We start from the raw sequence: 14,129 nt of genomic DNA, 5'->3' as shown, positions 1-14,129 counted from the left end.
TAATGGCAGCAGCAACATCTTCTTCTACCGGCTAGTTCCCCGAATTTCCGTCCAACATTGACGATAGAGCCAACAGAATATCTCTGATTACTAACCTATATTATCTGCACTAACTTATGTGTATCATTAGCTTTTACTTGCCTACGAAACTCGGATCGGATATGGAACTTTCCTTACTTCGATATTGTTAGCAGCATCTATGTTGATGCTTGCGACACCCCAGAAAACACATCAAACTTGTTTTCACCTCATTCGCCATGGCGCGCATGATGAGTTGGGACGAGTTCTGAGCGGACGCGCGGGAAGCATTCCTTTGAATGAGGAAGGAGGCCGTCAGGCGAAAGCTTTGTCGCGCTGGGCGACCCAAGAACATGTCAGCGCTATTTACTCCAGCCCCCGCCCGCGCACCGTGGAAACGGCTTCGATAATCGCAGACGCGGCCAAATTGGAGGTACAGATCGCGCCGGATTTGGATGAGCTCGATTTCGGCGCTTGGAACGGCAAGGCCTTTGACGAGCTGAGTGCAGATCCCCTCTGGCAGCGCTGGAATGACAGCAGGGCCACCGCCGCCACCCCCGGTGGCGAAACGATGGCAGCCGCGATCGATCGAGGGGTCGCGTTTCTAAATTCCGTGGCGGAAGCTCAGCCGGGCGGCACGTTCCTGTGCGTCACCCATTGCGACATCATCCGGGGCATGGTCGCTCATTTCCTGGGTTTAAGCTTCGACAACATCCTCAAATTCGACGTTCAGCCTGGATCGGTCAGCACGGTGCTGCTCGGCCCGTCCGGCGGTCGCGTCTCTCGCCTGAATGAGGTGCCAGCATGAAGACAGTGAAGATCGCCGCTGACCACAAGGATGATGGCGACCTTCGTCGTCGGATTGCAGAACTGGGTCCTTGGTTTCACAATCTGCACATCGGCGGGATAGAGACCGCGCCTGATCATTTCCTGGGCGATTATCCCGCCTTCAAGTTCGCCCGGTTCGCAGACGCCCTGCCTGAAGACCTCACTGGCAAGTCGGTCCTCGACATTGGCTGCAACGCTGGCTTCTATTCCATTGAAATGAAACGCCGTGGCGCGGCGGAGGTCATAGGGATCGATTCAGACGATCGGTATCTGGCGCAGGCACGCTTTGCAGCCGGCACGCTCGGCTATGATGATATCAGCTTCCACAATCTTTCAGTCTATGACGTGGCAAAGCTTGGTCGGCGGTTCGATGTCGTCATCTTCATGGGAGTACTCTATCACCTGCGGCACCCGCTGCTCGCGCTGGACCTGATCCGCGAACATGTCGCGGGCGACTTGCTGCTGTTCCAGACGATGCAACAGGGGTCGGCTGATGTCCTGCTGGTACCGGAAGACCACCCCTTCCACGTTCCCGGCACCAACCGGCCTCCCACCTTTTTCGACAATCCCGCCTTCCCGCGAATGCACTTCATCGAACGCAAGTTCGCGCATGATTGGACCAACTGGTGGGCGCCCAACAAGGCAGGCAGTCAGGCACTGTTGCGTGCCGCTGGGTTCACCATCGAGGCCGAACCCGAAGAGGAAGTCTATCTCTGCCGCGTTGCCCCTGTCCCCTATGCGGACCTGATGGGCAGCGCGGCGGTCTATCCAGCACAATCACCGCAGGAGGGAACGCAGGCATGATCGAAGCCGCGATGATCTGGAACGAGCCCAACAACAAATCGCATTGGGACCTGGAGATCGATCCCGACTGGTCCCGCTATGCAGACATGGTGGTCCGGGCCGGATCAGCCATTCAAGACGTTAATCCGGCGGTGACTCGCGTATTGGGCGGCATGTCTCCGATCGATCCCCACTGGGTCAACCGCATGCGCGATCATGGAGCGCTGGATGCTGTGGATGTCGTGGCAGTCCATGGCTTCCCGCTCGACTGGAATTTGTGGCCGATCCATGACTGGCCGGACAAGATTGCGGAGATCGAAGCGGTCGTTCCAGACAAGCCGATCTGGGTGACGGAGGTCGGCGTCGGCTCCTTTGGGGCTGAGGAAGTGCAGGTGTTCGGCGTCAACCGCACGGCGGAACTGCTTGTCGGCCGCGTGCCCCGCATCTTCTGGTACAGCCTTTATGATTTGCCCCAGGAATGGGGGGCAACCACCCGGCACCGCGAGGCCGAAGGGTCGAGCTATTACCGCCATTTCTACATGGGACTCATCCGGGCGGATGGCACGCCCAAGCCTGCGCTGGAGGATTATGCCAAGGTGGCTGGCGACATGGGGTTGATGCAATGGTTCCATTTCGAAGACCCGCGCCTGGATGATGCCGTGGCCTGGATGAAGCGTCTCGGCGTCCGCCACCTTCGTACTGGCCTGTCCTGGGCCGACAGCTTCCGGCCCAATGCAATCGACTGGTTCGACCGGCAGATGGAGGCATTGGCGGACTTCGACGTGACGGTGACCTTCTGCTTCACGCCCGAGCATCTGGGCATCGCGCCCCATCATAGCAGCGCGGTTCACGAGCCCGATGCTTTCGCTGATTTCTGCGCCTGGATGATCGATCGCTACGCCCCCGCATCGGCAACCATGCCAGCGGTTCGCACCGCCTGAAGGAGAAGGAGCATGACGTCATCACCGCATAGCCTGGCGAGGCAGCCGATCAACATCGCCATCATCGGCGTGGGCAATTGCGCCAGCTCGCTAGTTCAGGGGCTGTCCCACTACAGGGCTGAAAGCAATGATCATCTGGGGCTGATGCATTGGGATCTTGGCGGCTACCGCCCTTGCGACATTCAGGTGGTCGCAGCCTGGGACATCGACCGGCGCAAGGTCGGGCAAGATGTCGCGCAGGCCATCTTTGCGAAGCCCAACTGCACCCAGATCTTCTGCCGCGAGGTGCCCGAACAGGGTGTGAAGGTGGAGATGGGCCACATTCTCGACGGCTATGCAGAGCATATGGCGGATTATCCGGACGATCGGACCTTCCTCCTAGCAGAAGAGGAAGCTCAGCCGAGCCGCAGCGATATCGTCAAACGCTTGCGAGAAGCGAAGGTGGACGTGCTTCTGAATTATTTGCCCGTTGGATCGCAGGAGGCGACCGAATTCTATGCGCAGTGCGCGCTGGACGCGGGCGTGGCATTTGTGAACAACATCCCGGTCTTCATCGCCAGCGATCCCAAATGGGCGGCGCGTTTTGAAAGCGCAGGCGTTCCAATCATCGGCGATGACATCAAGGCACAGTTGGGCGCGACCATCGTCCATCGAGTGCTGACCGACCTGTTCGCCAAGCGCGGCGTGAAGCTGGACCGCACCTATCAACTCAACACCGGCGGCAACACCGACTTCCTCAACATGTCGAACCGTACCCGGCTGAAGTCCAAGAAGATTTCGAAAACGGAGGCAGTGCAATCGGTCGCTGAAACCCGGCTGGAGGATGAGAATATCCATATCGGCCCGTCGGATTATGTCGCCTGGCAGAATGACAACAAGGTCTGTTTCCTTCGTATGGAAGGGCAGCTGTTCGGGGGCGTTCCGATGAACCTTGAACTGCGCCTGTCGGTGGAGGACAGCCCCAATTCGGCTGGAGTGGCGATCGACATGATCCGCTGCGCCAAGGTCGCGTCGGACCGCGGCATTGGCGGGCCCGTCCATCCTGCCGCTGCCTATTTCTGCAAGCACCCTCCGGACCAAACGACTGACGACCGAGCATATGAGGCGCTTGAAGCCTTCATCAATGGAGAGGGCGCGGTGGCGCTGGCGGCGGAATGATGGATCAGATGATGCCCCTCACCATAGATGACGGCCGCGGAGATCATACTGGTTATGCGCATGCCGCCACGATGCGGGTAGCGACCGTCACGGCACCAGGCACAGTGCGGATCGACCATGCGCAACTTCCTGAGCCAGGTCCGGGGCAGGTCCGGTTGAAACTGGAAGGATGCGGAGTCTGCGCATCCAATCTGACGCCATGGGCCGGGCCGGAATGGCAGCAATATCCGCTGGAACCCGGGTCTCTGGGGCATGAAGGATGGGGTGTTATCGACGCCGTGGGTGAAGCTGTTACCAGCGTGAAGCCGGGCGATCGGGTCACGGCCCTCTCTTATGCCAGCTATGCCGAATATGATCTGGCGGAGGAGTCGGCGATCGTTCCCTTGCCTCCTGCCCTTGACGGCATCCCTTTCCCCGGAGAGCCGCTGGGCTGCACGTTCAACATCTTCCGCCGGGCCGACATTCACGCTGGTCAAACCGTCGCCATAATCGGCGCCGGTTTTCTGGGCGCTATATTGACGCAGCTCGCAACCGAATCTGGCGCTCGCGTGATCGCCATATCGCGTCGGCAGTGTTCGCTTGATCTCGCTCGCAGCTACGGTGCCGCCGAAACGATCATGATGGACGACCATCACGCCATCATCAATCGGGTGAGCGACCTCACCGGCGGCCGCTTTTGCGATCGGGTCATCGAGGCCGTGGGCAAACAATGGCCGCTCGACCTGGCAGCCGAACTCACCGCAGAGCGCGGCAAGCTGATCATCGCAGGCTATCATCAGGATGGCCCGCGCCAAGTCAATATGTGGCTCTGGAACTGGCGTGGGATTGACGTCATCAATGCGCATGAGCGCGATCCCGCCACCTATGTGGAAGGCATCAGGGAAGCCGTCGAAGCTGTCGCGTCAGGCCGACTGGACCCGGCGCCGCTCTATACGCATCGCTATCCGCTTGAGCAGCTGGGCGAAGCACTAGACGCCACCCGCGACAAACCGGACAATTTTGTGAAGGCGCTGGTGATCCTATGAACCTTTCCTCAAGCGAAGCCCTCGCCTCCGCAATTACTCTCCCTCGCCCCCGGCTGGGGTTCCTTGGCGTCGGCTGGATCGGCCGCAACCGGATGGAAGCGATGCTCGCGACCGGCGGCATCGAAGCTGCGGCGATCGCCGACGCGCTCCCCGGCAATACGGCGGACGCTGCGCTGCTTGCACCGGATGCTGCACAGCTGGACTCGTTGGACGCCTTGCTGGAGCAGTATCTGGACGGCATCGTCATCGCCACGCCCAGTGCGCTGCATGCCGAACAGTCGATCCGTGCGTTGGAGCGCGGCATTCCTGTCTTCTGCCAGAAGCCGCTGGGGCGGAGCATCGCCGAAGTGGAGGCCGTGATCGCAGCCGCCAAGGCGTCCGACCGCCTGCTGGGCGTTGATCTCTCCTATCGCGGGACCGAGGGCATACGCGCGATCAAGCAGCAAGTCGACGCCGGGGAGTTGGGCCCGATCCATGCGATCGATCTGACCTTCCACAATGCTTACGGTCCCGACAAACCTTGGTTCTATGATCCTAAGCTGTCGGGAGGCGGCTGCATGATGGACCTGGGGGTTCATCTCATCGATCTCGCTCTCTGGACGCTAGGGTTCCCGCAAGTGGACCATATCGACGCCGACCTGTTCAGTAAGGGTCACCCACTGACCGACAGGGATAGCCAGGTCGAGGACTTCGGCATTGCCACGGTCCGCCTTACCAACGGATGCGTTGTGCGCATCGCCTGCTCCTGGCACCTTCCTGCGGGGCAGGACGCCGTCATCACCGCAGACTTCTTCGGGGGCAAGGCAGGTGCAGCCTTCCGCAACGTCAACGGCTCCTTCTATGACTTCAAGGCGGAGCTTTTCCATGGCACCGCGCGGCAGACGCTGGCGGAGCCAGGCGACGCTTGGGGCGGGCAAATGGCGAGTGCCTGGGCAACGCAACTCGCCCGATCGCCCCGCTTCGATCCGCAATGCGAAAGCCTCGCCGCCGTCGCGGCCGTCATGGACGGTATTTACGCCGCAAGCCTGCGTTAGCCAAGCCGCCGTTCCGCCCAGTCGAATGCTGCGCCCAATCGCCCTCGTGAATAGGTGACGCCATGATAGAGCTTTAACATCAGGCGCCCCCAAGCCATGAAGATGCCCGGTCGCCCCAGCCTTTTCGCCAGCTGGAATGCACCGCTGCTCCCTCGGCTGATCATGTAGCGCAAACGGTATATCAGCTTACGACGCCATCCAAGATGGTGATGCCCGGAGTGTACACGTTTACGCGGCTTTACGTCTCGGCGGGCCCATCCGAGGCGATAGGCGAGCCCTTCCCGCCGCTGCCGGAATCCCGCTGCTTGAGTCTCCCGCACAAAGCCGGCATCGACGGGGCTGAGCGCGACCCGGCCTTGCTCCATCCCGTTTCGCAAAAGCGCGTGGATCTCAGGGGACCGTACGACCACGACGTTGGTCCCGCGGCCATCCGAAGAATAGGGTTCTACCCACGCATCACCGAAGCTGATGTCGGCCGTCTCCGCCACTACATCATCACAAAAATCGCACGCGCTGTTCTGGAAGAAGCCAGATCCCCAGTCGCCATCGACGAGGTGCCACCAATCCTGTTGCCGCTCTTCACCATTCCGGCAAGAAAGCTGAGCCCTGTACCAGTTTGCCGGACGGCTCGGGTCCTTCAGCCGATACTCCACCCGTGCCACATCGCGCACATCGACGCCCATCTGCCAGCCGAAGCTCTCTACCATGTTCCGGCTCTTCATATGGCCGCACACCAGACCCAGCGTGAAAACGATGCGCTCACGCAGCACCGTATCCTGCGCGCAGGTCAGGTGAACCGATTTGATAAAGCAAGGAATGCCGACAATGGCATAACGGCCCGGAACGGCACGAATTTCCTCCAATATCCCTGCCATATCGACCGGATAATAGCGGGACTTCGCGCCCCGGTTCAGCGCATCGAGATCACGCGAGATGCTGTAGCGAAAGAAGCGCCCGCCTGCGTCGGGATCGGCGGGTGCCACATGAGCGATGCCATCAACCAAGCCGCGCTGCAGCAGTTCTGCCGCGACCCAACTTACCATGCCGCCCGAACTGCCCCGATCACGGTAGCTGTCCTCCAAAGCGTGCCCAACATAGGCTCCCTCGAACCGGCCAATCCACTGATCCGATCCTGCCGCTTTGGGGAAAAGACGGGCCGCAATGCTATCTTCATCTTCTGACTGAGGCGAGAATGGGCAGAGAGTTGAGAAAGCACGGGTCCGCGAGCGCATCCATTCGCGCGGTCCATCCGGCTTCAACTGCCCTTCGCGATCCCAATCCATCCGGGCGCCGCTGCAAGCCGCCTCGGCCGCACATGCCCCGCACCCAATGCAAAGGCCGGATCGCACCATGTCCCGTGGACTAACAGGCTCATCCCGACCCATAACTTCAGGGCACCAGCGCGTAGAGAAGATAATCGGCTGAATGTTGCCGCAACCGCGACAACCGATCGCTCACTCGATCGTCAAGCGGGTCGGTAAGTAGAGAAGCATAAAATCCCGCGCCCGTTCCCTGCCGGGCCAGTCGGCGCTCCAATCCCAAACGCCGCATCAAATCATAAACCTTGTTCGCGCGATAGGAGGATGGCACCGTCACGAACGGCTTCTGGTTCAAAATCGCAAAAACGCAGCCGTGGAAGAAGCTGGTCACGACGGCATCCGCGCTCGCCATGAAACGCGCAAATTCATGCGGTCCGCAGGCGAGGCGCTGCTCATCGGCCCAATCATTGCGGTAGCCGATGCTGACGATCCGGCGGCCGCTTTTCATGGCCCATGCCCGGACATGATCCGACAACCAGCTGGGGAAATTATGTCCGTAAACGGCTACCACCCCCTCCCCTTCCCTCTCTTCGCCAGCGAATTGCGGCGGGAACTGAAGACACGGGTCCAGCACCAGGGCCGGATCAACATCCAGCGCCGAGCGAACCATGCTCCGGCTATTCTCATCCCGCACCGAAAGCGAAGCAAAGCCGCGCAACTGATCCGCCCAATAGGGCGGAAGTCCATCGGCAGCATCCTGATTGCCGAAGCTGGCGGCATAGGAAATCACCCGCCCGCGAAGGCCGGTTCCATAGAATGTCGCGCATCCCCCGTACCAGGGGTGGCGAAGGTTCCACACCTCGTCACTGCCTACGATGATAGCGTCATATTCCTCCAGCTTGTCCGGGCGGTGGAGAGGAAAAGCGACTGACAGGGGCAACTGAGCGAACGCCTCTAAAAATTTCCGGGTCTTGCGCCCGTAGGCTGCGAAGTCCGACCTCGGCGTCGGTTGAGGCAAGGTGGGACGAAAGGCGCATCTGATCTCGGCCCTTGCCGCAGCCGCGCATTCGTGATCCAGCAGCACCGCGTCCGCGCCCAACGCTCTCAGGCCGTCTACCAGGCACCGAGCCTGCCAATAGGAACCATAGTTAATGCAACGGTGAAAGGTCAGGATGCCAAGGCGCCTGCCCAGAAGAGGCTGATGCCTGCCGTGCATCTAACGGGTCCGGTCCGCCAACGACGCGCCTTCTCGCAAAGGGCGCTGGAATGCCCCCGAATTCCCACCCTCGGTGGCATAGCTTTTTTCCTCCACCAATTCCGATTCCAGTACGCGGTTGATCTCACGCTTTATGGCTGCCCGCCGATCGTTCATCTGGTAGACTGAGCGAGCCAAGGCGACGAAACTCGTCCCGAAATCGACGGCAGCCTCTCGTTCGCGGATCGCATCTTCGATATCCCACAATGCTTCATTCACCTGCTTCAGGCTGTGACGCAACGGCTCGACTTCGGGCACCTTCAACGCCTCCGCGCCGATGACGCTCAGCAGCCGATATTCCCTGCTGACATTCCTATGGGCAGAGATCGCTTCGATGCGCGCACGCTTGATCTCCAGTATCGTCAACTTGTCGATCAACTCGCCCCAGGACACGGGCACCGAAGGCGTAGGCATCTGTCCCATCGCACTAACCTTTCGCTGACCCGGTATAGCGCATCGCCAGATCGCGCCGAACCTGTTCCACCACTGGTTCCCAGCCGCCGCCATCCTGATCGGCATAGATGCGCATCGACGGATACCAAGGCGTCCGGATGCCAGCCGCGGGCCAGCGCCAATCCGGATTTGCGTTAAGCAGCAACCAGACCGGCTTGCCCATGGCCCCAGCCAGATGAGCGATCATCGTATCGACCGTGATTACGAGGTCCGTGGCCGCGACCAAAGCCGCCGTCGCCTCCATGTCAAAGGGACAGCCCTCCCGATTGATGACCGGAAGCGTGGTCGGCTCAGGCATCAGACTGAGGCAGCGCGCTTCTTTGCACAGCGGGGCAAACAGTTCAGGGGCGATCGATCGGGACGGGTCCCACTCCCCCGCCCCATAACAAAGTCCAACCGTGCCGCGCGGCAGCACTCCAGGACTAGCAGTAAGGTAAGGAACGGATGTGTCTTCAGGCCTCGCTTTCAACGCGAAGCCCAGCTCGGTTATCTCCATGTCGCATTCCGATGGCGGGAGCGGCCGTGCCTCGTCGAAAGGAAGAAAGCGGATGGACGTTTCGCCCGCTCGCGTTGCTGATCGCTGCAAAACAGGCAGCAACCGTGGCTGCACCTCCACGGTCAGCGATCGCGTCCTTGCTCGCAACAGCGGAAGAAAACGGACGAACTGGATCGTATCGCCCAGTCCATGGTAACAGCGTATCAGGCAGTGCTTACCGCGATAGGAGCGGCCGTCCCAAACCCAACGCATATGATAGGGAAGCGTCGGATCGTCCCGCCTGGCTGGATCACGCTCTGCCAACTCCTGTTCGGCCAGCGCCCAAGCGGCGGCATATTCCCCTGCTCGCATGGACGCTATCCAATGTGACATGCGGTCAGCCATGTGCTTCAAAATCCGCGCCTACGACGCAAGTTCATGTTGGTTGCCGATATCCCAGGTTAGCGGCGTGAACCCGGCGCCCAGCGGCCTGGTTCACCATGGCGAGGACAAGGGGCGTAGAATATCCGCGAAACGTTGGAGCGCCTTCGCTCGACCGGACAGGCTCGCGCGGATTGTTGAAGATGATGAGCACGGGGATCGTCACTGGCGCTGCGGATGACGCCCCTCCACGATCGGCACCTCTGCCAGCGTTGGCGCCAGATATGGCCTTGGCTTCCTCTGGATAGCCCTATCCTGCTGCCGATGATGTAGCCCATCAGTCGTAGGCGCGCGCAAAGGGCAGGTGGACCAATCTGTTGGGCTGGCTGACTACAGGCGTCACTTTCCTTTGCACGATGGCGCTCGTGGGCAGTTGCTTGCTCTAACGATCAGGAAATGGCGAGGACGCCCTGATAAGCATTATCTTCCAGAGCCTTCCCCGCACCCATCGCAACGCACATCAGCGGCGTCTCGGCGATCTTCACCGGCAGGCCTGTTTCCTCCATGAGAGCTTCGTCGAGCCGCCGCAGCAGCGCACCGCCACCGGTCAGGGTGATGCCTTCCTCGATAATGTCCGCCGCGAGTTCGGGAGCGGTCTGCTCCAGCGCGGTTCGCACCGCCATCTTGATCTGGCCGACCGGTTCAGCAAGCGCTTCGACGATCTCCGCTTCGCTGATCGTCATTTCGGCCGGGCGTCCATTGACCAGGTCCCTCCCTTTGACGATGATCCGCCGCCCCTCACCATCAGGCAGGGTCGCCGCGCCGATTTCACACTTCACCCGCTCCGAAGTTGCTTCGCCGATCAGCAGATTGTGGTTGCGCCTGATGTGGGAAGCGATGGCATCATCCATACGGTCGCCGCCCACGCGAGCGGAATTGCTATAGGCGATCCCCCGCAGCGACAGGACAGCGACTTCCGTCGTCCCGCCGCCAATGTCGACTACCATTGCGCCGCGCGGCTCCGTCACCGGCAAGCCCGCGCCTATCGCTGCCGCCATCGGCTCCTCGATCAACTGCACATGGGCCGCCCCCGCATTGGCGGCAGCGTCACGCAGAGCCCGCCGTTCTACCATGGTTGATCCCGAAGGCACGCAGACCACCACCTCATGACGGCGTCCAAACCGGCTGCCGTTCAGCGCCTTGTCGATGAAGTGTTTGATCATCTGCTCAGCCACGTCGATGTCTGCGATGACGCCATCGCGAAGCGGCCGGATTGCCTGAATATTGGCGGGCGTCTTTCCCATCATCAGCTTGGCTTCATTGCCTACGACCTTCACGCGGCGGAAACCTTGCTGTGTCTCGATGGCTATGACCGACGGCTCATTGAGGACGATCCCGCGATCGCGGACATGGATGACTGTGTTCACCGTGCCCAGGTCGATGGCCATGTCAAACGCGGAGGACGAAAGGAACCGTGGTAATTTCATTGAAGAATGGCGATCTTTTCGGAAGGGACGGCTGGGCTCGCCCCTGCCTACACGCCCGCGCGAGCAGAAGAGGGCTGCGACGACCCGTCCGGTTACTGGGGCCAGCCGAATTGCTTTAGCTCGGTGCCCCATCAAAAAACCCCGCTCTCAAAGCTGAGTAGCGGGGCCAGTTTGGGTCGCAATGCGGGCATATGCCTGCGCTGAACAATAGGTCATGCCGCTGAACTGATTTCAAGATGCACAAATTTGATCCAGATGAAGAGGTCCATTACTGAAACGGATTCAAATGGTTGTTCAAAGGCATAGACGGGCATCTGACGACTACAAATAACCTAATTTATCGAATTTTTAATGGCAGGCGGGCCGCCATTTTCTGCTCCCCGCCTCAATGGCATCTGATCCTGCTATCCATCTTGTGAGATGCGGCCGATTAGCCGCCACAAGCGACGATGCGTCAATTCGCTGTCTTCCAAACTGAACATGATGGATTTCAGACCACAGCATGTCCCGCTCCATTTTTCGGAGATCTTTCGCGGCCACCAAGATCATGTCTGGGGCGTTGCTCCTTAAGAAGCCTAGGAAAATCCTGACAGACCACTTCTTTTTTGAGCCAGTTTTCCTATGTGATATAGGCGCATATTGCTCGGGGCCTTTGCAGATGATCGACTTGTCACCTCAACCTCAGGATAAGACAGCCGATACAACGGAATTGTCCGCCGCGCCCCGGCACGATTCTGCGATCAAGACGTCTTCTTCAAAGAAGCACTTTCAGCTCTTCACATATGAGAATGCCGAAACCGGCATCCAGTTCTGCTCGCGCTGGGCCGGTCCCATCGTCTTACTTGCGACACTGGGCCTGCTCGGCTGGTGGCTGTTCAGCTGATTCGCCAATTGCCTAAGATGATTCGGGCAAGCTGCTCCGTTCAGTGGTAAATTTTCGCTTGCACAATTCCGCCATTGAATTTCAGGTCGTCGTGGAAGTCGGGCGTCACAGCCGCTGAGCCGAACGGATCATCGGAAAAGAGCTTCCGGGCGTCCCATGCATGATTGTCAGCCTCTCACATTTATGTCCTGCTGCTCCGCAACATAATCTCAAGGCAGCGGATGTCTGATGCATGCAAGTTGTCTTTCGGGACGGCTGGCGATTGACGTCAGGACAAAAAAGGGTTGCAGATGTCGAAAATCGATCTGGCGATCGAGGGTTTCCCTAGTCGTCAGCCCACAACAGCCGCCATTCAGCGGAATGTGAGGCTTTGGCTTTGCCTGTTGCTGGCAGCGGCCGATATGGCAGCGCTGGCGATCGGCTTTGTTCTTGGTCTCCGCGCATCTGGTGTGCCATTGGTCTTCGCCGATCTATGGCAACCACTTGGCGGCGGAATGGTCGTCTATGGCATTGTGGCCTTTCACAATCAGGCCTTCAATCCTGTTTGCCTTACCCAGTTGACGCCAAGCTTGCGCAACGCGGCGCTCGCACTTGCCGGGACATTGTTGATCTTTCTGCTGACGCTGTTCTCTCTGAAGGCAACAGGCCAACTCTCACGTCTTGGCATATCGTCCGGCATCATCTGCAGCGTAACACTGCTTGTCGTGCAGAGACTTTTCATCGTGCGCGCCGTGCAACGGAATTTCAGCGACAATTTGTTTGCGCAATTGATGATCATTGATGGCGGCGTCATTCCCGATGATGTCAGCGGCATGGTGATTGTCGATGCAGAAGCGGCGGGCATCAAGGCTGATCTTGACGACCCATATATGTTGCATCGCCTCGGCACATTGCTGCGCGACTTTGATCGTGTGGTGATATCCTGCCCTGGAGATCGCAAGACCGATTGGGCGCAAATGCTTAAGGGTGGCAACATCCTGGGCGAAATTATCGTGCCCGAGCTGGACTCGATGGCGCCTTTGGCGGTGCAGAACCACCGTGGCGTTTCAACGCTCGTTGTAGCACGCGGCCCGCTGAACCTTGCCAATCGCGCGCAGAAGCGGCTTCTGGACATTGCCATCACCGTTCCGCTGTTGATTGCATTGGCGCCGTTGATGATCGCTGTGGCGATCGCTATCCGGCTGGACTCGGCCGGCCCCGTCTTTTTCAAGCAAGAGCGCATCGGCCGCGGAAACCGGCTGTTCCACATCTTGAAGTTCCGCAGCATGCGTGTGGAGCAATGCGATGCTGCGGGAGCGTCATCCACGCGCCGCGACGACAATCGCATAACGCGGGTGGGCGCATTCATCCGGAAGACGAGCATTGATGAACTGCCGCAGTTGATCAATGTGCTGCTCGGCGAAATGAGTCTGGTCGGACCACGTCCCCATGCTTTGGGATCGACGGCGGAAGAACAGCTGTTCTGGCAGGTCGACCGCCAATATTGGCATCGACATGCGCTAAAGCCCGGGATTACGGGACTGGCTCAAATACGCGGATTTCGCGGAGCGACCGAGACTCGCCGCGACATACTCAACCGCGTCGAGGCAGACCTGGAATACCTCCATGGCTGGAGCCTGACGCGCGATATCGCCATCCTGATCGGGACCTTCAGCGTGCTGGTGCATCGCAACGCCTATTGAGGCGATCAGTTACAGACGCATCGCGTGGGATTTTTGCACCACCTCCTTGATTTTGCGATAGAATGAGGCGCACCTGATCTTCGCGCCAACTATTTGTTAACCGTAAAATAGGATATGTCCGTCATCTGAAACAGGGCGGATTTATCAAGTGGCAGACGATCTTGCGCCGGTCGCAGTTGCGCGACCTTCTTCCACAGGCGGCTCAACCGCTCGTCCCATTCCTTCCCAGCCATCATTGGCGCAGCGGCCATTTGCCGACCGCGCTGATCGCGGCGTCGAGATCCTCTCTCGCTGGGCGGGGATTTTCAGCTTCGCAGCTGCGGTAGGCGCGATAGGCTGGCTGCTCATCTCCTGAAACGCATATCCCTCGTTTCTACAAAGTTGTGAATCCCTCTTCTCTTTTCCTTGCTGCCAGATGAACAGTTGTCAGCAGGCGACATGCGCTGCTGATCAGTCGTTTTTGCGAT

Annotated in this window: 14 protein-coding genes; 9 read left to right on the top strand and 5 right to left on the bottom strand. The window is 59.5% G+C overall.

From position 1 onward, the window contains the following. The first annotated feature begins 199 nt into the window (after positions 1-199). From MU848_RS07080 to MU848_RS07055, 6 genes are read left to right on the top strand one after another with little or no spacing between them, the layout of a single operon-like run. The gene (locus MU848_RS07080; RefSeq protein ID WP_247230983.1) at positions 200-826 is read left to right on the top strand and encodes a histidine phosphatase family protein; all 627 of its coding nucleotides are present in this window, start codon (positions 200-202) and stop codon (positions 824-826) included. After that, positions 823-1,650, top strand: a complete 828-nt coding sequence (locus tag MU848_RS07075) for a TIGR04290 family methyltransferase (RefSeq protein WP_247230982.1) — start codon at positions 823-825, stop codon at positions 1,648-1,650. Before MU848_RS07080 ends, MU848_RS07075 begins: the two co-directional genes overlap by 4 nt. Continuing rightward, positions 1,560-2,570, top strand: a complete 1,011-nt coding sequence (locus tag MU848_RS07070) for a glycosyl hydrolase (protein WP_380800656.1) — start codon at positions 1,560-1,562, stop codon at positions 2,568-2,570. The genes MU848_RS07075 and MU848_RS07070 overlap by 91 nt, the downstream gene beginning before the upstream one ends. Positions 2,571-2,582: 12 nt before the next feature. Continuing rightward, positions 2,583-3,728 carry an inositol-3-phosphate synthase gene (locus MU848_RS07065; protein WP_201514289.1) on the top strand — a complete coding sequence of 382 codons (1,146 nt, stop codon included), beginning with the start codon at positions 2,583-2,585 and terminating at the stop codon, positions 3,726-3,728. Beyond that, entirely contained in the window at positions 3,728-4,753 is a 1,026-nt protein-coding gene (locus MU848_RS07060; protein ID WP_247230980.1) for an MDR/zinc-dependent alcohol dehydrogenase-like family protein, read from the top strand. Before MU848_RS07065 ends, MU848_RS07060 begins: the two co-directional genes overlap by 1 nt. Then, a complete protein-coding gene (locus MU848_RS07055; protein WP_247230979.1) occupies positions 4,750-5,787 on the top strand; it encodes a Gfo/Idh/MocA family protein in 1,038 nt (345 codons plus the stop codon). The genes MU848_RS07060 and MU848_RS07055 overlap by 4 nt, the downstream gene beginning before the upstream one ends. Here MU848_RS07055 and MU848_RS07050 read toward each other — a convergent pair. The 5 genes from MU848_RS07050 to MU848_RS07030 form a co-directional block, all read right to left on the bottom strand. After that, positions 5,784-7,070: a Coenzyme F420 hydrogenase/dehydrogenase, beta subunit C-terminal domain gene (locus MU848_RS07050; protein WP_281494314.1), complete on the bottom strand. Its 1,287-nt coding sequence runs from the start codon at positions 7,068-7,070 to the stop codon at positions 5,784-5,786. The two genes, MU848_RS07055 and MU848_RS07050, sit on opposite strands and share 4 nt — an antisense overlap. 106 nt (positions 7,071-7,176) lie before the next feature. After that, on the bottom strand, positions 7,177-8,262 hold the full coding sequence (locus tag MU848_RS07045; protein WP_247230977.1) for a polysaccharide pyruvyl transferase family protein: 1,086 nt from the start codon (positions 8,260-8,262) through the stop codon (positions 7,177-7,179). Then, the gene (locus MU848_RS07040; RefSeq protein ID WP_247230976.1) at positions 8,263-8,724 is read right to left on the bottom strand and encodes a DUF6165 family protein; all 462 of its coding nucleotides are present in this window, start codon (positions 8,722-8,724) and stop codon (positions 8,263-8,265) included. Positions 8,725-8,728: 4 nt separating this feature from the next. Further along, a complete protein-coding gene (locus tag MU848_RS07035) occupies positions 8,729-9,634 on the bottom strand; it encodes a glycosyltransferase family 9 protein (RefSeq protein WP_247230975.1) in 906 nt (301 codons plus the stop codon). 425 nt (positions 9,635-10,059) lie between these two features. Next, the gene (locus tag MU848_RS07030; RefSeq protein WP_097091709.1) at positions 10,060-11,097 is read right to left on the bottom strand and encodes a rod shape-determining protein; all 1,038 of its coding nucleotides are present in this window, start codon (positions 11,095-11,097) and stop codon (positions 10,060-10,062) included. 502 nt (positions 11,098-11,599) lie between these two features. Here MU848_RS07030 and MU848_RS07025 point away from each other — a divergent pair. The 3 genes from MU848_RS07025 to MU848_RS07015 all read left to right on the top strand — a co-directional run bounded on the left by MU848_RS07025 (position 11,600) and on the right by MU848_RS07015 (position 14,017). Beyond that, complete coding sequence (locus MU848_RS07025; protein ID WP_247230974.1) at positions 11,600-11,980, top strand: hypothetical protein; 381 nt, start codon at positions 11,600-11,602, stop codon at positions 11,978-11,980. A 290-nt stretch (positions 11,981-12,270) separates the two neighbouring features. Then, entirely contained in the window at positions 12,271-13,662 is a 1,392-nt protein-coding gene (locus tag MU848_RS07020) for a sugar transferase (protein WP_201514305.1), read from the top strand. 148 nt (positions 13,663-13,810) lie between these two features. After that, positions 13,811-14,017, top strand: coding sequence for a hypothetical protein (locus MU848_RS07015; RefSeq protein ID WP_247230973.1), 207 nt, complete (start codon positions 13,811-13,813; stop codon positions 14,015-14,017). Positions 14,018-14,129 lie beyond the last annotated feature (112 nt).

Source organism: Sphingobium agri (assembly GCF_023051225.1).
Classification (GTDB): Bacteria; Pseudomonadota; Alphaproteobacteria; order Sphingomonadales; family Sphingomonadaceae; genus Sphingobium; species Sphingobium agri.
This window is presented reverse-complemented; position numbering and strand designations above follow the sequence as displayed.